Here is a 23749-nt window from a genome sequence, read left to right as displayed (position 1 = left end):
AAAGAGACTACTTTCCTTCTATGAGGGAAGTAGTCTCTTTTATATGATTAATTATTTATGCAATTAAGCTTCTTTGAGGACGGATTTCTTCAAGGCTACTGCAGGTTCTTCATCTGGAGCTTGAGGAACGCGCTTAATGAAGAAGGAAAGCAGCAATGCGATGACACCGATTCCTACAATGACGAGGTAAGCATCGTTGATCCCTTGAATAGATGCTTCCATAAGCAGATGCTCTTGAGTAGCGCCTTCGCCAGCACCTGATGTAACCATATCCTTCATATGTGTCGCCGTACGGTTAGTCATGACCGTAATAAGAAGGGAAGTGCCTACCGCGCCTGCAACCTGCCGAACGGTATTGGAGATCGCCGTACCATGCGCATTGAGTCTATTAGGCAATTGATTCAGACCTGCGGTTTGAACCGGCATCAGCAGCAAGGCCATCCCGATTCGACGTCCCGTCGACATAAGCAGGAGATACGTATAGCTGGTCGAATCCGTTAAGTTGATAAAGCCAATCGTAGTAGCAATCGTAATAATCATACCGACAATGGACAGCCACTTCGCTCCGAATTTATCGAACAGCTTGCCTGCAACCGGCATTAGGAAGCCCATCAAAAGCGCACCAGGGAGCAGCAGCAAGCCGGATTCTAATGCCGTGTAACCACGGTTGTTCTGAAGATAAAGCGGAAGGAGCATCATATCCGCATACATAACCATCGTAACCGCAATATTAATAACTGTTGTTAGCGAGAACATGCTGTACTTAAAAGCTCGAAGATCGAGCAATGGATTTTTGTTTTTGGCCATCAGCTGTCTCCAAGTGAATAGAGCAAGAGCTATGACGCCTGCCACAATGGACTCGATAACTTCTGCGCTTGACCAGCCCGCACTGCCTGCCCGGCTGAAGCCGTATAGCAAGGTGCCGAATCCAATAGTGGACAGAATAACGCTGACTAGATCGATTTTGGTATTCCCGCGTTCAGATACGTTTCGAAGGAAAATAAATCCGCAGATGATAACAATGACCGCAAGCGGGATCATGCCATAGAACATCGTTTGCCAAGCGTAATTTTCAAGAATATAACCGGCTAGTGTAGGTCCGATTGCTGGGGCGAAAATAATAGCCAACCCCATCATGCCCATCGCTGCTCCCCGTTTCTCAGGAGGGAATAGCGTAAGAATAACATTCGTAAGCAGCGGCATGATGATACCCGCGCCAGCTGCCTGGATCATACGGCCTGTTAACAAAATCTCGAATGTATGCGCGAGCGCAGATACGATTGTGCCGACAAGGAAAATGATCATGGAAGCTTGGAATAACTGCCTAGTCGTAAATCGCTGCATGAAGTAGGCCGTAATCGGAATTAGCACCCCGTTCACGAGCATGTAACCCGTTGTCAGCCACTGTGCGGTTGCGGCCGTGATGTTGAAATCAATCATGAGCTCTGGGGTAGCGACACTCATGATCGTTTGATTCAACGTCGCTAGGAAGGCGCCCAAAATCATAATGATTAGGATTGGCCCTTTTTGTATGGAACTGCTGTTTGGTACCTTGCTTTTACTCAACTTACTCCATCCTCTCCAACATTTCTTCTAATCTATTTTACAATGTGTAAAATACTCAACATCGTATAAAGTAGAATATAATAAGAAAGCATGGTCTTACAAGCAACGCATCTTGACGAAATGTAAACTAGTTGTCACTATTAATCAAAGTGTCGTTTATCTCTAAAATATAAGACAAAATTTCAAATATTGTAGATTAACAAAATGTAGGAGATGAATCAAGAAATGACAGATCGTAATAAACCAAGGATTGATCCTCGGAAAATTCGTACTCGACTGCTGCTAAAGGATGCTTTCATTGATCTATTGCAGGAAATGGATATCGGGAAAATTTCCGTTAACCGAATTGCGGAGCGCTCCGGCATTAATCGCGTCACTTTCTATCTGCACTATCATGATATCTCGGATATGATGGAGAAGATGGCGGATGATATGGAAGAAGACATTCGAAATGTATTAAATCAATTACCGGTGGATAGCAATCAATCGTTATCAGATTTCGATATGGTAAATTTGGTAAACTTGCTTGAACATATTGCGGCTAACGCCAAGTTTTATAAAACTATTTTAAGCTCGAAGCAAACATCAATCTTTACAGAGCGTTTATTGAAAATCTTGACCGAAATGATTGCCTCCCGAATAGAGCAGAGAGCAAGCGCGAGTAATAGGATCATTTCGACATCAGGTGCTCCGAAGGATATTGCGATTTGGTATGGATCGGCAGCTTTAATCGGAACGATAGTGCAGTGGCTAAGAAATGATATTCCGTATACACCGCTCTTCCTTGCGCAGAACTTCTCTGCCTTAACGCGGAGAAATTACATGGTACAGGACAATAATCTTGCCTTCCCTGTCGCTGAAACATAAGAGGCGAAAGCCTTCCATGTCAAACATACAATCGTATTGTTATTCAATGAATACAATATGATGTATTCCAATAACAGGAAGGGGATAGTTACTTTGAATCGCAATTACTATAATATGAGTCAAGCAGGTAACAACATGAATCAAGTAGCAGGCGTGAGTGACGCTGAATTTTGTCCCGATTGTCCAACCCAAACTATTTTTGATCCTCCAATTACGCAATACGAGAACTACTACCATCCGCAGCTTGTGAATGTCGTTCAAAATATTGAAACAATCAAACAGCATCACTGCTGCCCAGTCTATAAGCACCAGTATACGTATTCTGAAAAAAACGTGATGGTTTCAAGCGCAAAGCGCGGAAAACGCGCCAAAACATCTTCCAAGAAACGTTCGAAATAATAATGTGATGTGAATGACGAAGACCCGCAAGATGGCTGCTTCCCTAACGAAGCTGCCGTCTTGCGGGTCTTATTGTTGAACCTAAACGTATTCTAGACGAAAAATGTATTTGCCGCTCTGTGGATGATGCTTCCATCTGACATGCGAACGGAGTCTTCGTTGTATCCAATGATGGTTGAGGCAGGTCTAATTTGCATGCCGTTTTGCATCGGTTTAATAATTTTCTTTTGAGCAATCGCTACTTCAAAGTCTTTGTTCGTGATCAATTTTTGACCTTCTTGAAGTGTAATTTTTTGTTGCATATCGTATGCCCTCCACGGTTCTAATTGTTATCTACGCTAAGTTCAAATGATACACTAATTTCTTTATATAATGCAATGGAATAGACCGTAATTTTTCAAAAAGTTCAATTATTTTTTAATGTTTATAAATCATTGTTTTTTAAAACCGGATTATGATGTTTCATTATGCATATTGTGTTTTGCACAAGTATGCGATATATTGCATATAAGAAAATAATGAAGCAAGGATGATAGGGATGCCTGTACCTAAAAATTATATCTCGCCCGTACGAATGTCAGCAAAGGAAAGAGCCTTTTCGCAAATTCAAAGATGGATAATCGATGGAACGCTTCAGCCTGGTGAGAAACTGATTGACGCGGAATTAGCAGAAACGCTAGGCGTCAGCCGTACTCCGATTCGAGAGGCATTCCAATTGCTTGAAGTACAGGGGCTCGTATCCACGCACCCCGGCAAAGAAACCAAAGTCACGGCTATTGAGAAGGAAGATATATTTAAGATGTATTCGACAATGGCCGCTCTACAATCGTTGGCAGCAGAAGCAACCGCGCAAACCATTGCTCACGAGCAGATCGAGCAATTACGCACAATTAATGTTGAGTTTGCTAACGCGATCAAAAACAACCAAGCTTATCAAGCGATGGAAGCAGATGAACAGTTTCATAATTTGATTGTGGAGCTATCGGACAATCCTTATATCGCTTCATTCAGCGCTTCGCTTCAGATACACATTCGGCGGTTTAAGTATGTGTTCCTCAAGCAGTCAGTCACTGCGACTCAGGCTTCTGTCGAAGAGCATGAGTCGATTATACATGCTTTGGACTTGAAGGATAGCAAACAAGCGGAAGTGCTGATGAAACAAAATTTTATCCGCCCGATGAAGGAACTATATGAATTGTTATAAGAAACGACAGAGGAGTGAGTAGGATGGAAAATTCAAAAGATTTGCGTATTCGCAGTAAAGTGATTAGCGAAGGTGTCAATCGAGTACCGAACAGAGCAATGCTGCGTGCTGTCGGTTTCACCGATGAAGATTTTAAGAAGCCGATGATTGGCGTAGCGAGTACGTGGAGCGAGGTAACGCCATGCAACATGCACATCGATCAATTAGCCTTGCATGCTAAGCAAGGGGCGCGAAGTAACGGCGGAGCTCCGCTTATTTTCAACACGATCACGGTATCGGACGGCATATCGATGGGGCATGGGGGGATGCTGTTCTCTTTGCCAAGCCGGGAAGCAATCGCCGATTCCATTGAGATCGTGGCTGGAGCGGAGAGATTCGACGGACTTGTGGCAATCGGAGGCTGCGATAAGAATACGCCTGCCTGTCTGATGGCGATCGGACGCATGAATATCCCTGCTGTATACGTATATGGAGGAACGATCCAACCAGGCAAGCTTGACGGAAAGAACATCGATATCGTTACGGCTTTCGAAGCGGTTGGCCAATATCATGAAGGTAATCTTTCGGATGAACAGCTTCATAAAGTGGAGTGCAATGCTTGCCCGGGTCCGGGAGCCTGCGGAGGCATGTATACCGCTAATACGATGGCGGCAGCCGCGGAAGCTATGGGCATGAGCCTTCCTGGTTCTTCGTCCACGCCAGCGGTCTCGCCTGACAAAGCAGCGGAATGTGCAGTAGCTGGCAGACAGGTTCTGTCGTTGTTGGAACAGGACATATACCCCAAAGATATTATGACGAAAAAAGCGTTCGAGAATGCGATCACGGTTGTCATGGCGTTAGGCGGCTCAACGAATGCAATCTTGCACCTGCTTGCGATTGCGCACTCGGTTGGCGTGGATTTAACATTGGATGATTTTGAACGGATACGTCTGCGTGTACCGCATTTGGCGGATTTGAAGCCAAGCGGCAAATATGTTATGCAGGATTTGAACGATATAGGCGGTATTCCAGGTGTAATGAAGCAATTGCTCGCGGATGGTCTGCTGCATGGGGATTGCTTGACGGTCACCGGTAAAACGTTAGCTGAAAATCTAGCAGATGCCTCGCCGCTGCAAGACGATCAGGTCATTATTCGTCCGATAGATCAGCCGCTGAAGCCCAATGGACCTTTAGTTGTGCTGCGAGGCAATCTCGCTCCAGAAGGGGCAGTGGCCAAGATGTCGGGAATGAAGAAGCTTCGGTTTGTCGGACCGGCCAAAGTATTCGACAGCGAGGAAGCTGCTACCGAGGCTATTCTAAAGGATCAGATCCACAAAGGAGATGTATTGGTCATCCGATATTGCGGCCCGAAGGGCGGTCCAGGTATGCCGGAGATGCTGTCGGTAACTGCGCTCATCGTAGGCAAAGGTCTTGGCGGAGAGGTAGCGCTTATGACGGACGGCAGATTCTCGGGCGGCTCACATGGCTTTGTAGTGGGTCATGTATCTCCTGAAGCACAAGTAGGCGGTCCAATTGCGCTGCTGCAAAACGGAGATATCGTCTCCATCGACAGCGAGACGCAACAAATAACGCTAGAGGTGTCAGAGGAAGTGCTTGCTGAAAGGGCGAAGACTTGGATACAGCCTCCCTATAAAGTGACTTCAGGTGTACTAGCCAAGTATGCTCGATTAGTATCGTCGGCCTCGAAAGGCGCGGTTACGGACATCATGGAGTAGCCAAGCCAAGAAGTCAGGGCTTTACATTCGAAATAAGGTATGCTATCTTTATTTCGACATCCATAGAAATAACAACTACGGAAAAAGGTGTGTGACGATGGTGGAGGATAACGCGGAAGTTCGGCAAGCGGTCAAAGTGTATAAGGCGTTAGGGGAGCCAACACGGCTCAAAATCGCTCTGTTACTAACCGAAGAGCGGAATTTATGCTGCTCCGATATCGGGAGCAAGCTGGAATCCGTTGCTGGATCGACGCTGTCTCATCATCTGAAGCAATTAACGGACTGCGGATTGCTTAATACGCGCAAGGACGGCACCTACATCTATTACAGCGTCAACCGCGAAATGGCGGAGAAGTATGCACCGTATTTGCTTGAAATATAGCGAGGGTTAAGCTCGTATATGGAGGCATAACGGTTTGTTTCGGCAACGGAAACGAGATGGCTGCAAAAAAAGCAGTCATTTTTTTTCAGCTTTATTTCTATAGATTTAGAAATATAGAAAAATCATTGGAGTGGAGAGAGGAGCAATATAGTCATGTCGAATACTTGGAAAATTTACATGCTTGCCGTCATCAGCTTTCTTGTTGGTACGTCCGAGTTCATTATTGCGGGGATATTGGACGTAGTAGCAAAGGATGCAGGTGTATCGGTGTCCGCAGCCGGCCAACTGATCACCGTTTTCTCGTTGGCCTACGCGTTCGGTACTCCGATACTGATGGCCGCCACGGCTAGAGTGGAACGCCGGAAGCTGCTGATCTATGCTCTTGCCGTATTTGCGGCAGGGAATGCTATAGCCGTCCTATTACCAGGCTTTGGATTCCTGTTGGCATCAAGAATCGTCTTAGCTCTCAGCACAGGGGTATTCGTCGTTACGGCTCTTACGGTAGCAGCCAAGCTTGCACCGCCTGAGAAGCAAGGAAGCGCCATCGCAACGCTCGTTATGGGCTTCAGCACCGCTCTTATTATTGGTGTGCCGATAGGAAGGGTTGCCGCTGCCGCATACGATTGGAAATTAATTTTCGCTGGAATCGGACTACTGGGGCTGGTCGCCATCCTGATTATTCTGTTCACGATTCCAAGAACGGAAGGGGAAGAGCCAGTGCCGATCCGCAAGCAGCTAGCCCTGCTTAAGCAGCCTAAGATCGTTGTCGCCTTACTTATCACCTTCTTCTGGATTGGCGGATATTCGATCGCGAACACTTATCTATCGCCGTTTCTACTTAATGTCTCAGGGCTAAGCGAGCAGGGAGTGAGTATTGGACTATTCGCATTCGGCATCGCCAGTCTGATCGGATCCAAGCTAGGCGGCTTCAGTACTGATAAATGGGGAGCCCCGCGCACCTTAGTTGTCGGCATGTTGATCCACGCGATTGCGCTTGTATTGATTTCACTGGCCGGACAGCAATCTGCGGCTATCATCTTCCCGTTGCTCATGCTCTGGTCATTCTCGGCTTGGTCATCGGGACCTACTCAGCAGTATAATTTAATCAGCTTAGCTCCCGAAGCTTCCGGCATCATGCTCAGCTTGAACACTTCCATGCTGCAGTTAGCAATGGCTGCCGGCGCGGGACTCGGAGGCGTTGTTGTCGAGCAGCTGTCGCTGTCATCCATCACATGGATCGGAGCTGCTGGCGTAACGATTGCTGCAGCGACGGCATTATTGTCCTTTCGTATATCAAACATCGGCGTACGCAAGAAAGCAACCGAAGAAACGCTGCTTGATGTGGGGGCATAAATACACGAAGAAACGGCAACCAAATTTGGCTGCCGTTTTTCTTATTCGACTAAAATCCGATCTCCCTTGCTTATCGGTTGGGAAATGACCAAAAACTGTATTTCTTCGTTTGATTTATTGAACATTTGATGATGGACCAGGGGGGCAACCTCGATCCCCTCATGTGGTTGCAGAACGATTTCTTTACCATCAATCTCCATGGTTGCAGAACCCGACAAGACGAAGAAAAATTGACGGGAGTGTTGATGATAATGTTTTACTTCTGATGTATGTGCCGGCATTTTTTCATGAATGACGCTTAAATCGTTTTGTTTCACTAAATGCCAGCCATCGCATTGATCTCCCCAAATATAATGCTCAGCAGTTTGTTTGCTTATTTTCATCTTATTAATCTTCCATTTAAGTTGTGATTCATACTCAAGGATGATTGTATCTGAAACATTATATAATTAGGTGTATATAAATACAAAAGTTTCGAGCAACAAAATATGGAAAATGAACGTCATATATAAAGCGCGCAACTTACATAATTGGAGGTAGATGATGAAGAAAATCATAATTGTCTTTATCCTGATATTCAGTTTTGCAGGGATATTATCGAATCAGACCCTACAAGCGGCAGGTGTTAACCCGATTCGGACATCTGCAGATCTAACAGGAATTATTGATATCGATCACAAGAACGGATTAAGTGTTGCCCTGCAAAATAATGGAGCGGTGTGGTCGTGGAAAGGTAATAACTTTGCTCTAAAACAACTTGTGATAGAGAATGCGATGCAAATTACGACAAAGAACATTGCATTGAAAAAAGATGGCACCGTTTGGACATGGGACAGCGGTACAGGCAACCCTTATTTGAAAGCAAAAGGCATTAAAGCTAATCGGAATGAACCTGTTCAAATTGTAGAGTTAAAAGGGATTATGAAAATTGAGTCGGGTGATGTTGGACATTTAGCGCTAGATCAGAATGGCGAAGCGTGGTATTGGGGAGAAGATGGTTGTATGGCATGGATGTTGCGCGAGGATGTTGAATCGGAAGCTTGCTATCATCTAAGCAATGAACCTACTGAAGTCCGATTCATAGCGCCTTCCTTCACGTCCATTCCCGCTAAAGTACAGTCAGGCTTAGCCGATATCGATATTGAAACGGGGGTTATGTTCGCAACTAAGGCTGGGGCAGTCGTTCATATCGGCGTTTGGGACAATGTTCATATGGGCGAAGATGATTTAATGATGCGAAATATTGTGAAGGTTGCAGCATCCACTGAACGCCGGGCTGCTGTGGGGATTGATAAGAGCGGCTATCTGGTCAGCTCGTATGAGCCGAAGATAGGCAAACAAAAAGGGTTCATCGATGTCAGTGCAGTATCCAACAGCAGTTTGCCTTACCTCGCGGTGCATCAAGATGGAACCGTGTGGTCCGGCATCCTATATGCAGACCCCGCTCCTCCACTTATAAAGCTTGAAGGCTTAAATGGAATCCAGCAAGTGAAAGCAAGATCTACGAACTCCGGTATTTCCTTAGGTGGTAACGGTATCGTATATCAGTGGGGAACTGGAACGTCAAATTATGATGACCGTGATTTGCTGCCCTTGAAATCTGCCGTTAAGGCAACCAAAGTTCAGAAACCATTTTCGGTTGTTCTGAATGGCGAAGTGATGAAGCTAACTTCAGGCCCAGTTATTTCAGGTGGTACTACCTTAGTGCCGATGAGAGATTTATTCGAAGCGCTTCATGCAAAGGTAGACTACAATAATGGGAAGATCACTGTTACGACAGATCAACTCACGATAAATCTTGAGGTTTATCGACATGAAATTGATGTTAATGGTACGAAACTGAGTTTGACGCAGCCTCCAATCTATCATAATGGCAAAACCTATGTGCCGCTGCGATTTATCGCTGAAACACTCGGTTTAGAGGTGAAATGGGACTCAAGCAGCGGTACGGTCATTGTGAATGAGGTGAAATCTAACTATCAAACTATTGATTAGAGCGATAGCTGTTCTGGATATATTTTTAGAAGAGAAGAGAAATAAGCGGCTTTAGTAAATGGATGATTCAAACGATCGATTGATGTTGATTTAGGAATGGTCTAAACGAATCAGCGCGAGGGGATTAACGATGAGATTAGCGGAAGCGCTCGTCATGCGAGCGGATTGTCAACGGAAGGTTGCTCAAATCAAGCAGCGCCTTGTTAGAGTCATAAAAGTACAAGAAGGAGACAAACCTTCAGAATCGCCAACCGAGCTGATGGATGAATTAACTCGAACGCTCGATCATCTAGCCGTCTGGGTGAAAAAGATTAATAAGACGAACGCGTTAAGCCCCTTCGATGCGAGCATAAGCTTGGCAGAAGCGTTGGCAGAACGTGATCGCATCATGCAGCATCGCAATATACTGAATGAATTACTTGGCGAGGCTTCCATTAAGCAGGACCGATATAGTCGGCAGGAAGTGAAATATTACACGACGATTGAGATCGCAGATCTTCAAAAAGAGGTCGATGAGTTGTCGAGGAAATACCGTGAGTTGGACTTCAAAATACAGGAGAAAAACTGGAGCACAGACGTTCTAGATAACTAAACAAGTGGTAACCTAAAACCATACAAGCGAGCACAACCCGCCAACGGGCAGTTGGACCCTCGAATAGATGCAGGGCCATATCTATAAAACATAATAAATTAGCCCAATAATGTTACAAGAGTGCGCGATAGCATGTAACTAGGCTGTATATTCTTTAATGTAACTACCATGTGCTGATGTATGGGTTAGGTGAGGGCGGGTTCGGGGACTTGTTTAATAAGATCGGGTTATTGCAATATGAAGTTGAATCCGTTATTATGGACACCAAGGATCCATAATGATTCATACAGAAAGGGAGGATGGACTTATGCAGTTCTCCAAAAGTACAGATTACGCTCTACATGCTTTGCTTCATTTGGGTCACTCGGATCGTCGCAACCATATCGGGATTAAAGAATTATCGGCAACGCTTGGCGTTTCCGAAAGCTATTTATCCAAAATTATGTCCAAGCTACGGCAGGATGGGATCGTACGTGCGGTACCGGGTGTGAACGGCGGTTATGAGCTGGCACGGCCGGCCGATCAAATCACTTTTCTGAATGTGATTCAAGTGATTGAAGGTCGGCAGCAATTGTTCGAATGCTCGAATTCGAGTTCGCAGCAACATCAACTGTTAGCAGAAGCGGGAGATGAATCACAGGAGCAGCATCGTCCCAATAAAAGCGGATGTTTAGTTGAAAAGGTGATGGACGGTGCGCAGCAGCATTTGCACCAGTATTTACAGGAGCACACGATCCAGTCGGTAATGGATGAAGCTTTCAAGCATTGCAGCCATGAGGTAAACAAGAAGTAAAACGCTTCTTGCGCTTAATTTATAGATATAATAGATCCATAATAACATGGTTAAAGAAATAAACCATAATGAAAAGTGAGGAATTATAATGAACGATTTTTTTAATGAAACGATTTGGGAAGAAGCTTGGAAAGAAAATGGCGATACGATCGTGAACAAGATGAAAAAGGCTGGTATCGTTCCAGCCAAAGCTTTTGACCATAAAGCGAAAACTTTTAATGAGCAATCCTTTAATGAAGAGGGAAGAAAACGAACAACACGTATTGTACGCTGGTTAGAAACGCAAGGAGTTCAACTTGAAAATGCTTCTGTACTGGATGTTGGAGCTGCCTCGGGAGTATTTACGGTGCCTTTTGCGGAGCGCGGAGCTCGTGTAACTGCTGTGGAGTCCTCACTTCCGCTAGTCGAACTTTTGGAAGAAAACACTTCGAAATTCACAGAAAATAGGGTGAAGATTGTATCCGAGCCATTTGAGGATATCGACGTTCAGGACAAAGGCTGGAGCCAAGCCTTCGATCTCGTCTTTGTCTCCATGTGTCCAGTTATTGTTGACTGGGATAGCGTGGAAAAGATTCTTAGTTGCGCGAGTCAATATTGTTACTTGAGTATGCCTGCAGGCTCCATCGAGCATAGTTTGGTGAATGAAATTTATCCACTTATCACTGGTGAGCCTTTTAAAAATAAAAAGACGGAAATGGGTTATTTGCTCCACCTGCTTTATCTCAAAGGCTACTCCTACGAGTCGCTTATATCGAGAGAAACAAAAACCGCGGAAATCTCCATAGAAGCGGCACTGCAAGAAATGATGAACTGGCTCGGAAGCCACGGTCTGCCTGCAGATGCTCTAAATCGGAAAAAGGTAGCCGACTATTTGGAACAGACGTATCCGTCCGGCACAGTGGTTGTCCGCCAGAGCGGCCGTTATGGCAAAGTACTGATACGACTACAGGATCAGAGCATGTATGCAAGGGAAGACTTATAAACACTAAATCTACGACTCACCGAATTGACCAGACTCCCGGTGTCGCCAACTCATGATCACCAAGGACAACGCGATTAGCGCGAGGATAATCCCAAGCACTCGGAACCCTTCGCTGCTGAACCTATCGCCCATTACGATGCCTATAAGCAATGAAGAGAGAATCGTTCCAAGGTATCTGGATGTATTAAATAATCCGGAGGCGACGCCGATTATTTCTTTTGGAGTACTTTCGAACAAGGCTGCTTGCATACCGACATTGTTCAATCCGTTGCTAATACCGAAAGCAGCTAACGCAACACATACACTTACAACCGGTGAATGTTGATTGAATGACACGATCCATGCGKACCCCAATGCCATCAGTATTGCGGATACGATTAATGCCGGCTTGGGCCCTGACTTATCGATCCATCGTCCTGCTATCGGCGAGACTACGAGCGAGCACAAGCCTAAGCTCAACATAAGAATCCCTGTATGGAGTTCGCTGACATGACGTACCATTTGCAAATAGGACGGAAGACCAAAAAACAGCGAATAAAAAAGAATGTTAACGAGCATGAATTCGATATTGATCCCTATCATCGCAGGATATTTGGCGAAGATACGCAATGGAATGAAAGGCGACTGCGCTCGAAACTCATGACGAACGAATGCCGCAAGCAGCGCGAGGCCTAAAAGCACGAGAAAGACAGGTACGAACGAGACTTGTCCCGATGATTGGATTGACAGTAATCCAATGAGCAGGGTGACTAAACCCGATGAGAAGAGTAGGATTCCCAGCGTATCAATCAAATCAAACCATTTGCGAATGGAGATGCGCTGTGAAATCAATGTTGTAGGGTTATCTTTAGGTATTGTCTTCCAAGCGAGTAGGAAACTCGCTATCACAAACGGAATATTGACGAAAAAGATCGCTTGCCAGTCCCACCAGTGAATTAATATCCCGCCAATAAAAGGGCCGAATGCTGCCGCTCCCGATAAAAATATGGACATAACAGACAGCGCCGTCGCTTGCTGCTCCGTAACATGAATACGAACAATGGCCATTCCAACAGCGACCATCATGCTTGTTCCGATGGATTGCACAATGCGGAAGACGATGAGCCACCCGAAGCTTGGAGTAAGCGGAGCAAGCAATGAGGCAACGAAAGCTACGACGAGTCCGATAAGAAATATTTTTCTGCGACCAAATAAGTCACTGGCCTTACCCATGACAGGTTGAGCGACAGCGCTAGCGATATAAAAAGCGAAAATAACCCAGGATACTTCTGCAAAGTCAAGATGATATACAAGTTGAAGCCTTGCTATAGCGATTGAAATCATAGAAGAATTTAACGGGTTTAAAAGTACCCCTAGTCCGACGGAAACAATCAACCACCTGCTGCGAACACTCATTTTTGGTTCCTCCCAAAGCGTATTGATGTCATCGTAATTGAAAAGCCTTATTTATTCCAACGCATTCTATGTTATTATTTCATTGACTAGAAGGAATGAATGGGTGGTGTGTGATGGAACTGCTTCAATTGCAATATTTTCTCGAGGTGGCAAGATTGGAACATGTTACCGAAGCAGCAAGAAGTCTGCACGTAACACAATCTTCATTATCCAAAACGATTCAACGCTTGGAGGAAGATCTAGGCGTCCCATTATTTGATCGAATGGGGAGGAGACTTCGTTTAAATGAGTTCGGCAGCACATTCCTACGCCGCGCAGAAAGAGCCTTGTTTGAATTGGAACAAGGGAAACAAGAGCTTAGCGATTTAGCTAGCCCGGAACACGGGACACTCGAATTGGCGGTGACTACTGCAAGCACATTACCGAACATCCTTCGCGAGTTTCGGAAAAAACGTCCTACTATTCAATTCCATGTGCAAATGTTGACGACGGAGGAAATGGTTACTCGTCTTCAAAGAGGAGAGGTGGATTATTGCTTGTCCTCGCCTCCTATAGAAGGAGAGGACATTGAATGTCAAATCGTGTTCATAGACCCCATTCTTGTCGCTGTTCCAATCGGGCATCGGCTGGCCGACCGAAGTCGCATATCTTTGACAGATCTAAGGGATGAACGGTTCGTCGGTGTGAAGAGAGGTTACGGTACTCGTGATCTAGTGGACTCTATTTGCAAATCGGTTGGATTTGAACCGAAATATGTATATGAGGGCGATGAACCTGCGAGGTTAAGTTCACTTGTGGAAGCTGAGATTGGCATAGCTTTCATGCCAAGCACGGCAAGGAATTCAAGGGAACAAATCAAATATCTCCAAGTAGAAGATCATGAATTGGTACGGGAGATCGCTTTATTATGGCATAAAAATCGCTATATTTCGCGGGCAGCTCTCGAATTCCGCGAGGTCGTTATACAGTATTTTGGCGCGAGATCAATCTAGCAAAGCGAGGTATATCAACGTGACAAATATCGAACCATTTCTAAAGAAAGTACGTCGTTCTATCGATGCTCATGCAGCTGGCTCCATGGGAGGTTACCGGCAAAAGCTCTCAGATCCTCACGAAGAAGATTTGTACGGAACAGCAGATGCCGTCATTTTGTTATATACGCTGGGCGAATTGCCGCAAGCAGGCAGCAGAGAGCATGAAGGCCTTGTGAATACACTGCAAAGCTTTCAACAACCAGAGGACGGGCTTTTTACCGCAAATAGCCATCACCCTGTCCACAGAACAGCGTATGCCGTAGCGGCATTGGAACTGTTGGACAGCAGACCTTGTCATCCCATATCGGCTCTGAATGCTGTGAAGAGCCGAGAAGGACTTCATGACTGGCTGGAAAGCCTCGACTGGGCAAATTCCCCTTGGGGAGACTCGCATAAAGGCGCAGGCATTTACGCTGCTCTAGTGCTGACCGGCGAAGTTGACCGCGAGTGGGAGGATTGGTATTTTGAATGGCTTGATCAGGAGGCTGACCCGGAAACCGGATTTTGGCACAAGGGAGCCATTCATAACGGCGCACCGCTATTTCATCATTTAGCGAGCTCCTTTCATTATTTGTTCAATCTGAACTACCGCAAACGCCCTATGCGATTCCCGAATCAATGGATCGATACATGCCTGGCCATGCATGAGGATGGACAGATTCCACTGGAGGCCGGCGCTTTATCCTTTGTGGAGCTAAATGTCCTGTACACCTTAATCAGTGCTGCTGAGCAAACCCAGCACAGGTCTGGTGAACTGCATTCCATGATAAAGGCGATAAGCAACCATCTCTTAAGCAGTATCACAGTCTTGTCCGACGAGGCCGACGAGGCGTTGTTTGAAGATTTACATACGTTGTGCGGAACGGTATGCGCAATAGCCCTCATCCAGTCAGTAATGCCTGAGCAGGTTAATGGGGATCGTATGCTGCAGAGGATCTTAGACCGTCGTCCGTTTATTTAATGCAAGGAAATGTTGCGTATAGCTGTTACTGAACCCCCCTTGGCTTTCAAGGGGGGTTGTTGTGCTTCGGCTCTAAAGTCACAGGGTTAGCTAATGACCTATATTTATTTTTTGCAGCATGAAAAATAATGGGCTCTTCGATTGTATTACTAGTGAAGGGCAAACAAATCAAACTACGAGGTGAGAGAAATGAAAACAAAATTCAAAATGCTTACTCTTTCTACAGTTACCGCTTTAACGTTATCGTTTGTGGGACAAAGCTATGCAGCGAGCAACCCATTCTCGGATTTAACAAATATTGCAGCAAAGGATAAAATTGTTGCTTTACATGATCAAGGCATAGTCCGCGGTATAACAAACGAGTTTTTTGCGCCTAATGAAACGATCACAGCGGCTCAAGGCGTTCAGCTTATTGTAAATGCCGCTGATCTAAATCTAGATCTCGTAAGATTTTTTAAAGAGCCTAAAGTGACCGATTATTACAAAAACGCAAAAGATGATGCTTGGTATGCCAATACCTTAATTACAGCAAGCGTTAATGGCGTCGAGCTGCCGGCAGATTTGGATCCAAACATGAAATGGACTCGTGAAGAGTTCACTCATCGGCTTATTAAAACCATTGAAGCGCATAGCAATCTTCCAATGATAAAACTTAATCCCGTCGAGATTACCGACAACGCGGATCTTACCATTGATTATCAAGGATCCATCCAACGTGCGCTGGCTTATCAGGTTGTGAAGCTGGATGCACAAGGAAACTTCCATCCAAAAGCGGAAATTTCCCGTGCAGAAGCTGCAGAGCAAATCTTTAATGTATTGGAATACATCAAGGCGCATCCTGCTCCATCGCCAGAACCAGATCAAGATCAAGATCCAGCCTCGCAGACAAGTCCAAAAAGATCGGCAACATCAACTAGCCCACAAATTCCAGGTACAAAATAAATGAAAAGGCGATCGCCTTCCGGATTAAACCGGGAAGCGGTTGCCTTTTTTTTGTGAAAAGAAATATTAGGGGATGGTGGGGCTGTATGATATCTGCACACCTAACCATTAAAGTCAGCACAATGCCGCGCATGCCGCGGTTTTTTTTATTTAATCGATATTCATATGGAATATATAAATGCCGTTGACTCGACACCGAATGGTGTCATATAATTGTTGTGACACTAAATGGTTGCGAATAGTAATGCTTAGGAGAGGGTGTTGTGAGCGATAACAACCAGTTGCGGGATGTATTTGACGCGATTGCTGATCCAACCAGGCGCCGATTGATCAGTCTGTTGGCGGAAGCACAAGAGGTGCCGCTTCATGAGTTAACGGTTCAGTTTCAAATGGGCCGTACGGCGGTATCCAAGCATCTGACCATTCTTAAAGAAGCCGGATTGGTACTTGACCGAAAGGTCGGCAGGGAAACGAGATATAAACTTAACGCCGCTCCGCTTAGAGAAATTCAGGATTGGGTGGCTTTTTACAGTAAGTTTTGGAGTACGAATATGTTACGTTTAAACCAACTTTTAGAGGAGGAAGAAGAATGAGTTTAGCATTAACATTGGATTTTCAGTATACGACTACCATTGAGAAGCTTTGGTCCGCAATTACCGATTCAAACAAGCTAGCCAAATGGGTATTGGAAAATGATTTTAAGCCTATCGTTGGTCATAAGTTTCAGTTTCGCGCTCAGCCGAATGATTATTGGGATGGCATCATTGACGGCGAAGTGCTTGTCGTGGACCCGCCAGACAAGTTGTCCTATATATGGGCCGTCGGAGAGGAGAAGCACACGGTCGTGTGGACGCTGCAGGATTTAGGGGACGGCAAGATTAATCTTCATCTTGATCAAACGGGATTCTCGAATGTTCATGGACTTGAAGGCGCGAGGCATGGCTGGAGTGCTTGGTGCGGCGAGCTTGAAAAGCTGTTGGCACAATAAATTTATAGATAAACCGGTTGCATAATGATTGCAGCCGGTTATGCCTGCTTAATCTGATATAACCGTAGCGGAAACGATTATACAAGAAACCAACACGATCGGAAGGATGTAGATCATGAGCGAAACAAATCAGGAGTTTATCGTTATCTCAGGTGCGAGAGAAAACAATCTCAAGAACGTATCTTTGCGCATTCCTAAGCGGAAGATCACGATTTTCACCGGCGTATCCGGTTCCGGCAAGTCATCGATAGTTTTCGATACGATCGCCGCAGAATCCACGCGATTGTTGAATGAGAACTTCAGCATGTTCGTGCGTAATTTCCTGCCACGCGTGCCACAGCCGGATACGGATGCGATTGAGAACCTGAGCATGTCTGTTATCGTGGATCAGAAAAGGCTCGGCGGCGGTTCCCATTCCACGATGGGCACGATTACCGATATCTCTCCAATTCTTCGTCTTCTCTTCTCCCGTGTCGGTCAACCCTATGTTGKACAATCGCATATGTTCTCGTTCAACGATCCGCAAGGCATGTGTCCCGAGTGCAATGGGATCGGTCGGAGACTGGGAGTCGACTTGAGTAAAGCAGTGGACCTATCGAAGTCGTTGAAGGAAGGGGCAATCATGCTGCCAGACTACTCGGTGGACGGTTGGGAGTGGAATATGGTCGTTCAATCGGGTCCTTTCGATCCCGACAAGAAGCTGAACGATTATACGGATGATGATCTGGAGCAATTGCTGTACGGCAAGGCGAGGAAAGTTCAGATGGATTTCGCCGGTAAGGCAATGAATATTACAGTGGAAGGCGTTATAGAGAAATTCACCAACAAATACATCAAACAGGATCTGAAGACGAAGTCCGAGCGCACTCAGAAATCGGTTGCGCCGTACATTTCCGAAGGCCCTTGCTCCAGCTGCCGCGGTGCGCGACTCAGTCAGTCGACGCTCGGCTGCAGGATCAATGGACTAAACATTGCGGAGATGTCATCCATGGAGGTCGGACAGCTCATCCGGGCTATTCGAGAAATTGACGATGCCGTCGCCGCGCCGATTGTTAAGTCTCTGACCGAGCGGCTTCAACACTTAGTGGATATCGGGCTTGACTACTTAACGCTGGATCGCGAGACGGATACGTTGTCCGGCGGCGAATCGCAGCGAGTTAAGATGGTGAAGCATTTGAGCGGAAGTCTAGTGGATGTTACATACATATTCGATGAGCCAAGCGTTGGCTTGCACCCTCGTGATGTACACCGTTTGAATGAATTGCTTCAGAAGCTGCGGGACAAGGGCAATACCGTAATTGTCGTCGAACATGATCCTGACGTGATCAAGGTGGCAGACCATATCGTCGATGTTGGGCCTCACGCCGGCAGTCGCGGCGGTACTATCGTGTATGAAGGGAGCTATCAGGGTTTGCTCGAGTCAGGTACGCTGACAGGAAACCATATGAAACGGCCGCTCGAGCTGAAGCTTGAGTGCAGACAGCCATCCGGCAAGCTGACCATTAAGAATGCCAACCTGCACAATTTGCAGAACGTAAGTGTCGATATACCAACAGGGGTGCTGACAGTCGTTACAGGTGTAGCAGGTTCGGGCAAGAGTACGTTGATTAACGATGTATTTCTCAGCGAACATCCGGATGCGATCGTCATCGACCAATCGGCTGTAGGCGTGTCCACACGCTCGAATCCCGCTACCTACACGGGCATCATGGATGATGTGCGCAAAGCTTTTGCTTCTGCGAACAAGGTAAACCAAGGCTTGTTCAGCTTTAATTCCAAAGGTGCTTGCGAGAACTGTCAAGGGTTAGGTGTTGTGTATACAGACCTTGCATTCCTGGACAGCGTGAAGCTGCCATGCGAAGTATGCGGAGGCAAACGGTTCAAGGAAGAAGTACTCTCCTATAAGCTGAACGGCAAGTCAATTGCAGAGGTGCTGGAGATGACTGTGGAGCAGGCATTGGACTTCTTCCAGCTCAAAGAGGTTGTACGCAAGCTCCAGGCGATGAGTGATGTTGGCTTGAACTATGTAACTCTCGGTCAGCCGCTCAGTACGCTTTCGGGCGGAGAATGTCAGCGCATCAAGCTGGCAAGCGAGCTGCATAAGAAGGGCAGCATCTATGTGATGGACGAGCCGACGACCGGCCTGCATATGTCAGATATCGGTCACCTTCTAGACATTATGAACCGTCTCGTTGATGCAGGCAATACAGTGATCGTCATCGAGCATAACCTCGAAGTGATTAGTCAAGCGGACTGGATCATCGATATGGGACCGGACGGAGGCGGTAAGGGCGGTCAGGTCGTGTTTGAGGGCACAGTGCCACAAATTGTCCATGCAGAGCATTCAATCACGGGAAAATACTTGATATAGCATTACATTCTTAATTAGAAAATGAAGGAGAGCCCATTATACTGGGCTCTTTTTCAATTCCCAAATGGATCCGTCGAGTGGAGCGACGACATTTTCCGACCTGAGTGCTGCAAGCCTCAGTCTGCTATAGTCTCTTCGTTGAATGTGGCGGTAAATGTACTGCTGTATCGATAATGACAACAACACTTCCTTTTTTGTATTTTTGAATAACGACCGGAATGAGCTGACCACTTGGAGTCGTGTTTGTCAGTCTGATGGTCGAATGATTTGATAGAGCTACATACTTTGCTCTTCCGTTAGTGAATGACCGTTTCCAAAGCTTGTTAAAATAGAGGACTTCATCTCTCATGTCATGGACAGAATAATTTCGTATCATTCTTGTTGCCATAGTAAGTCACATCCTTATATTGAAATTTTGTGATATAACTTGTATATGCACACTATAAGAAGATAGCTTGTTCATCTGTCTAGTAGGAAAGGAGGGGCATGAGTGAAAGTGATTGATTTATCGTTGCCAATTACTGATGGTATGCCCGTTTATCCCGGCGATCCGGAGGTAAAAGTCAAGGTAGCACATACATACGAGTGTCATAGCTGGGAACTGAGACAGCTTTCGATGGGCAGCCATACCGGAACCCATGTGGATGCGCCCTCACATATGCACCCCGGTGCCTCGACATTAGATGAACTACCACTAGAGCGATTTTTTGGAGCTTCGCGTGTAGTACGGATCGAAGACCCTGCTTGGCCGGAATGCCGTGGGCTGTTTTTCATTGAATCCGTTGGGCTAGAATGCTTTGACCGGCTCGCTGCACTGCGACCACCGTTTGTCGGCGGCGAACTGTCAGAAGAACTGGAGCGGTCGTTGTTAGGAATCGATATTATAACGTATACCGGACTTCGAGGTTTGGATCGACTTCCCGTTGAAACCGATTTTATGTTTTACGGGTTTCCTTTGCGCATCGTCAGTGGCGACGGGTCACCTGTACGGGCCGTTGCGGTGGTGGAGTCTGAACCGGTAAAGGACCGTTTAGTTCGATAGTTTCTTCTTTTTATGTAACATATAACCAAAATCTTGCGTCTTATCACTGAGACGCGCTATTTTGGGAGGGATTTAAGATGAAAAAATGGATGAAAACAGCTGCGGTTGCATTAACGATAGCGGGAGTAGTAAATGGAGGCTCTGCGGTTAAGGCTGCACCTTCCACGACAACGACGCAAAAGGTGTTTATCAATGGCATCTACCAGGACGATGTATTAAATGTGAATGGCCGAACGATGGTCCAATTAAGATCTTTCCATGATCCCGCAAAAATCAGCTATACCTATGAGACATCTACAAAGACCATCATTATCAATAATCTGGTTAATAAAATAACGGTGCGCTTGAAGGATGGCTTGAGAACAGCTGACATCAACGGGAAAAAAATAGCATTAGACGCACCGGTAACAGTGAAGCGAGGACGAACCTACATACCCGTTCGCTTCGTAACGGAAATGCTAGGCGGCACGACTACGTATGACAATAAAAGCAAGGAAGTCATCGTGCGCACGCCGACTGGCGAGGAGCAGTTCCAAAAGCTCAGAAGCGGCGACCTTGTAAATGCGCGCTTGGCTGCACTCGCCCTTCCAAAGTTAAACTTGGAGTCAGATATTCAACCTTATGGGGAAGGCTTTACTACCCTATACACGTTTCCAAGAGGAGAAGCCCTCCGTTATTTCATAGAGTATAGAGGATTACTGACATATGTTGAAATCAACGAAAATGGACTTGCCGAAATAAAATGGCAAAAGGATACGATAGGAGAAAATGGGGAAACAGGCACAGAACCGAAAGCATTTGGCGAGTCCGTATATTTTATGGATAATCTAATGGCGGATTTGCTGCATTACGGAACGATAGACAGCAATGGTGAAAGTAAAGAGCAAGCCACTATTAAACGTTATACCAATAATGAGTCTGAGCTTGTACTTATTATGCCGATTGAAGGCGAAGTGAGGACAGATGCGAATTAAGTCAAACTGTTCGGATATTCGTCGTCAATCGAATAAGAATTGTCCTTAGGAATGGCTCTATCCCTAGTATTGACTGGCTTCACATACCAGAGGAAATAACAAAGGAGTCTCCGGATAAACACTTCAGTCTTCCTTTCGTGTGAATATTCCAGAGTCGGAACTGACCGAGATGGTTAGGCGTATCAACGCGACAAAATGGCCGGATAAAGAGAAGGTTGTGGATGCATCGCAAGGCGTGCAGCTCGTCATGATGCAAGAACTCGCACGCCATTGGGGAACCGATTACGATTGGCGCAAAACCGAGGCAAAGCTTAACGCACTGCCGCAGCTACCGGTGGATCTGTCTGGAATGACGGATATAGAAATAGGAGCAGACCATGGCGAGCAAGACGATAATAGTCATTCCCCAGAAGATACTTGAATAGGCAGAGGCTAGTGTACGAGCTTGCTGCCATTCGAGCGCCGTAGCTGTTGCCGCGATCCCGAATGCACCGCTGAAAAATTGCAGCAATTGGAATAATCCAAGTCCCGAGCCCACTTGGGATCCAGGTAACAGTCGGGACAGCTCATTCGAGACGCTGCTGGAAATGAACGTAAAGCCGACACTCATTAGCATATAGATGAATAAAATAGCCCATGAAGATTGTGCAGCGAAGAGCGCGAACAATACGACAGAAGCAAGTACGAGCAAAGGAATGTATTGAATGATAAAACGATTTCCGAAGCGGTCGATTATTTTGCCGACTAAGCGTGACAAAATCATGGCTAATAAGGAACCAGGAAAGATGATTAAGCCTGATTGGCTTGCCGAAAGTCCGAATTGGTGCACTAAAATTTGCGGCATGATGAACAAGGTGGCGAAGCTGCATAGGTATGCGCCGATCCCGACGGCGCTGACCATCAAATAAKGCGCATTCCGGAATAGAACTGGTTGGACGAACGGATCTTTAGCCGTACGGATGCGCACAATAAACAGAAAGATTGCAATTAGACCGGCGATCAGCCAATACCATTCTTGGCTAGTAAGGAAAAGCAGCAGACCCGTCGTTCCTATCCCTACGAATAAGGCTCCAAGCAGATCGAAGCTTCCTTTTGCAGGCGTTTCTTTGGGAAGTAGACGGACATAGAAAGGGATCAACAGCAAAGTGAGCGAAGTGACACCAAATAGATAATGCCAGCCCCAATACTCTACAATTACTCCTCCGATGACGGGACCTAAGCCTAGACCAAGCGAGGCAGCTGACATAATGGCGGCCATCGCTTTGCCCCTTCTGCCTACGGGAATATATCTTGTAATGAGAACCATGGAAAGTGCTGGAATGGCACCTGCACCGGAGGCCTGTAGCAGACGCGCGAATAAGAGCGGAATAAAGCTATCGCTGAATAAGCCAATGATTGCGGCTACACCGAACGATAGTATGCCAATTACATACAATCTTCGAATTGGAACGAAATCGGACAGCCTGCTGTACGTGATGGACGATATAGCAAACAGAATAGAGTATCCTGTCACGATCCAGGATACCGAGGTGGATGAAAGCGCGAAGTCATGCGCGACATCGGGCAGTGCGAGGTTGAACATCATTGTATTCATAATGACAAGCACGATGGTAAATCCGAGCAGAAGCGTGACGACACCTTCCCGGATCTGTTCCTTGTCTACACTTGCGCGAACGGCCAGGTTCATATTTGACATGATATCCCTCGTTTCTAAGTTCTAATGTTCGATTGTAATCGAACATTAGAAATATAGCATGGAATGTGATAAGATGCAATTACAACTTACTAACTAATTTGTTGACAACGATTACAGGTTATCGACGAAAGGGGGCGCTTTAGGTGAAAGTGTTACATCATCCCGATCGAGCGGATATTCAACTCACTTCAGTACTGTATGCACTTAGCGATCCAATTCGCATACGATTGGTGGCTACATTGGTCAAGATGGGGGAGGGGTCATGCGGAAATCTTGAATTGCCCATCGTCAAGTCAACCTTGTCCCATCATACGCGAACACTCCGCGAAGCGGGAATTGTTCGTACCCGAATACAAGGTACGCATAGACTGCTGAGCATTCGGCATGAAGATTTGGAAGCTCGTTTCCCAGGATTGCTCGATACGGTTCTGCAAGCCTACGAATCATCGACAGGCGAGGCGGCGGCTTACCCTTTGCCGTGACAGCCCAGATCACAAA

General features: G+C 46.1%; 25 protein-coding genes. 20 read left to right on the top strand and 5 right to left on the bottom strand.

The genetic code is table 11. From position 1 onward, the window contains the following. Nucleotides 1-63 precede the first annotated feature (63 nt). Nucleotides 64-1506: a DHA2 family efflux MFS transporter permease subunit gene (locus AC1DF0_RS19270; protein ID WP_477575135.1), complete on the bottom strand. Its 1443-nt coding sequence runs from the start codon at nucleotides 1504-1506 to the stop codon at nucleotides 64-66. A 285-nt stretch (nucleotides 1507-1791) separates the two neighbouring features. On the opposite strand from AC1DF0_RS19270, the gene AC1DF0_RS19265 reads away from it, so the two are divergent. Continuing rightward, nucleotides 1792-2433, top strand: a complete 642-nt coding sequence (locus AC1DF0_RS19265; RefSeq protein ID WP_477575012.1) for a TetR/AcrR family transcriptional regulator — start codon at nucleotides 1792-1794, stop codon at nucleotides 2431-2433. 135 nt (nucleotides 2434-2568) lie between these two features. Then, the gene (locus AC1DF0_RS19260) at nucleotides 2569-2832 is read left to right on the top strand and encodes a hypothetical protein (RefSeq protein ID WP_475820740.1); all 264 of its coding nucleotides are present in this window, start codon (nucleotides 2569-2571) and stop codon (nucleotides 2830-2832) included. 92 nt (nucleotides 2833-2924) lie between these two features. Here AC1DF0_RS19260 and AC1DF0_RS19255 read toward each other — a convergent pair whose 3' ends face one another. Next, on the bottom strand, nucleotides 2925-3134 hold the full coding sequence (locus AC1DF0_RS19255; protein ID WP_337101165.1) for a hypothetical protein: 210 nt from the start codon (nucleotides 3132-3134) through the stop codon (nucleotides 2925-2927). Nucleotides 3135-3370: 236 nt separating this feature from the next. On the opposite strand from AC1DF0_RS19255, the gene AC1DF0_RS19250 reads away from it, so the two are divergent. The 4 genes from AC1DF0_RS19250 (at nucleotide 3371) to AC1DF0_RS19235 (ending at nucleotide 7486) form a co-directional block, all read left to right on the top strand. Next, the gene (locus AC1DF0_RS19250; protein WP_477575011.1) at nucleotides 3371-4036 is read left to right on the top strand and encodes a GntR family transcriptional regulator; all 666 of its coding nucleotides are present in this window, start codon (nucleotides 3371-3373) and stop codon (nucleotides 4034-4036) included. Between the two features lie 23 nt (nucleotides 4037-4059). Beyond that, nucleotides 4060-5751, top strand: a complete 1692-nt coding sequence (ilvD, locus tag AC1DF0_RS19245; protein WP_477575010.1) for a dihydroxy-acid dehydratase — start codon at nucleotides 4060-4062, stop codon at nucleotides 5749-5751. Nucleotides 5752-5848: 97 nt separating this feature from the next. After that, a complete protein-coding gene (locus AC1DF0_RS19240; RefSeq protein WP_337101162.1) occupies nucleotides 5849-6133 on the top strand; it encodes an ArsR/SmtB family transcription factor in 285 nt (94 codons plus the stop codon). 153 nt (nucleotides 6134-6286) lie between these two features. Continuing rightward, nucleotides 6287-7486, top strand: coding sequence for an MFS transporter (locus AC1DF0_RS19235; protein WP_477575009.1), 1200 nt, complete (start codon nucleotides 6287-6289; stop codon nucleotides 7484-7486). Between the two features lie 41 nt (nucleotides 7487-7527). Here AC1DF0_RS19235 and AC1DF0_RS19230 read toward each other — a convergent pair whose 3' ends face one another. Next, nucleotides 7528-7869 (bottom strand): cupin domain-containing protein, encoded by a 342-nt coding sequence (locus AC1DF0_RS19230; RefSeq protein ID WP_477575008.1) that lies wholly within the window; start codon nucleotides 7867-7869, stop codon nucleotides 7528-7530. Between the two features lie 160 nt (nucleotides 7870-8029). Here AC1DF0_RS19230 and AC1DF0_RS19225 point away from each other — a divergent pair, with 160 nt between their 5' ends. The 4 genes from AC1DF0_RS19225 (at nucleotide 8030) to AC1DF0_RS19210 (ending at nucleotide 11848) form a co-directional block, all read left to right on the top strand. Then, nucleotides 8030-9481 (top strand): stalk domain-containing protein, encoded by a 1452-nt coding sequence (locus tag AC1DF0_RS19225; protein WP_477575007.1) that lies wholly within the window; start codon nucleotides 8030-8032, stop codon nucleotides 9479-9481. A 130-nt stretch (nucleotides 9482-9611) separates the two neighbouring features. Next, a complete protein-coding gene (locus AC1DF0_RS19220; protein ID WP_442053331.1) occupies nucleotides 9612-10073 on the top strand; it encodes a DIP1984 family protein in 462 nt (153 codons plus the stop codon). 307 nt (nucleotides 10074-10380) lie between these two features. Next, complete coding sequence (locus tag AC1DF0_RS19215) at nucleotides 10381-10866, top strand: RrF2 family transcriptional regulator (protein WP_477575006.1); 486 nt, start codon at nucleotides 10381-10383, stop codon at nucleotides 10864-10866. Nucleotides 10867-10954: 88 nt separating this feature from the next. Then, nucleotides 10955-11848 carry a class I SAM-dependent methyltransferase gene (locus AC1DF0_RS19210; protein ID WP_442053333.1) on the top strand — a complete coding sequence of 298 codons (894 nt, stop codon included), beginning with the start codon at nucleotides 10955-10957 and terminating at the stop codon, nucleotides 11846-11848. A gap of 9 nt (nucleotides 11849-11857) precedes the next feature. Here the strand turns inward: AC1DF0_RS19210 and AC1DF0_RS19205 are convergent, their stop codons facing one another. After that, nucleotides 11858-13243, bottom strand: coding sequence for an MFS transporter (locus AC1DF0_RS19205; RefSeq protein ID WP_477575005.1), 1386 nt, complete (start codon nucleotides 13241-13243; stop codon nucleotides 11858-11860). Nucleotides 13244-13356: 113 nt separating this feature from the next. On the opposite strand from AC1DF0_RS19205, the gene AC1DF0_RS19200 reads away from it, so the two are divergent. The 9 genes from AC1DF0_RS19200 (at nucleotide 13357) to AC1DF0_RS19160 (ending at nucleotide 21976) form a co-directional block, all read left to right on the top strand. Beyond that, nucleotides 13357-14235, top strand: coding sequence for a LysR family transcriptional regulator (locus AC1DF0_RS19200; protein WP_442053335.1), 879 nt, complete (start codon nucleotides 13357-13359; stop codon nucleotides 14233-14235). A 19-nt stretch (nucleotides 14236-14254) separates the two neighbouring features. Continuing rightward, nucleotides 14255-15238, top strand: coding sequence for a hypothetical protein (locus AC1DF0_RS19195; protein WP_477575004.1), 984 nt, complete (start codon nucleotides 14255-14257; stop codon nucleotides 15236-15238). Between the two features lie 189 nt (nucleotides 15239-15427). Continuing rightward, nucleotides 15428-16180 (top strand): S-layer homology domain-containing protein, encoded by a 753-nt coding sequence (locus AC1DF0_RS19190; RefSeq protein ID WP_477575003.1) that lies wholly within the window; start codon nucleotides 15428-15430, stop codon nucleotides 16178-16180. 263 nt (nucleotides 16181-16443) lie between these two features. After that, nucleotides 16444-16773: an ArsR/SmtB family transcription factor gene (locus AC1DF0_RS19185; RefSeq protein ID WP_442053338.1), complete on the top strand. Its 330-nt coding sequence runs from the start codon at nucleotides 16444-16446 to the stop codon at nucleotides 16771-16773. Next, nucleotides 16770-17168, top strand: coding sequence for an SRPBCC family protein (locus tag AC1DF0_RS19180; RefSeq protein ID WP_477575002.1), 399 nt, complete (start codon nucleotides 16770-16772; stop codon nucleotides 17166-17168). The genes AC1DF0_RS19185 and AC1DF0_RS19180 overlap by 4 nt, the downstream gene beginning before the upstream one ends. A gap of 115 nt (nucleotides 17169-17283) precedes the next feature. After that, complete coding sequence (locus AC1DF0_RS19175) at nucleotides 17284-19539, top strand: ATP-binding cassette domain-containing protein (protein ID WP_477575001.1); 2256 nt, start codon at nucleotides 17284-17286, stop codon at nucleotides 19537-19539. A 490-nt stretch (nucleotides 19540-20029) separates the two neighbouring features. Next, complete coding sequence (locus AC1DF0_RS19170) at nucleotides 20030-20581, top strand: cyclase family protein (protein ID WP_442053082.1); 552 nt, start codon at nucleotides 20030-20032, stop codon at nucleotides 20579-20581. Nucleotides 20582-20658: 77 nt separating this feature from the next. Further along, entirely contained in the window at nucleotides 20659-21555 is an 897-nt protein-coding gene (locus AC1DF0_RS19165) for a copper amine oxidase N-terminal domain-containing protein (protein WP_477575000.1), read from the top strand. 169 nt (nucleotides 21556-21724) lie between these two features. Further along, nucleotides 21725-21976 (top strand): epoxide hydrolase N-terminal domain-containing protein, encoded by a 252-nt coding sequence (locus AC1DF0_RS19160; RefSeq protein ID WP_442053092.1) that lies wholly within the window; start codon nucleotides 21725-21727, stop codon nucleotides 21974-21976. Here AC1DF0_RS19160 and AC1DF0_RS19155 read toward each other — a convergent pair. Then, nucleotides 21884-23251, bottom strand: coding sequence for an MFS transporter (locus tag AC1DF0_RS19155; RefSeq protein WP_477574999.1), 1368 nt, complete (start codon nucleotides 23249-23251; stop codon nucleotides 21884-21886). The genes AC1DF0_RS19160 and AC1DF0_RS19155 overlap by 93 nt on opposite strands. A gap of 143 nt (nucleotides 23252-23394) precedes the next feature. Here AC1DF0_RS19155 and AC1DF0_RS19150 point away from each other — a divergent pair, with 143 nt between their 5' ends. Continuing rightward, entirely contained in the window at nucleotides 23395-23733 is a 339-nt protein-coding gene (locus AC1DF0_RS19150; protein WP_442053085.1) for an ArsR/SmtB family transcription factor, read from the top strand. The last annotated feature ends 16 nt before the right edge of the window (nucleotides 23734-23749 follow it).

The organism is Paenibacillus sp. 05T425, assembly GCF_056396205.1.
This window is presented reverse-complemented; position numbering and strand designations above follow the sequence as displayed.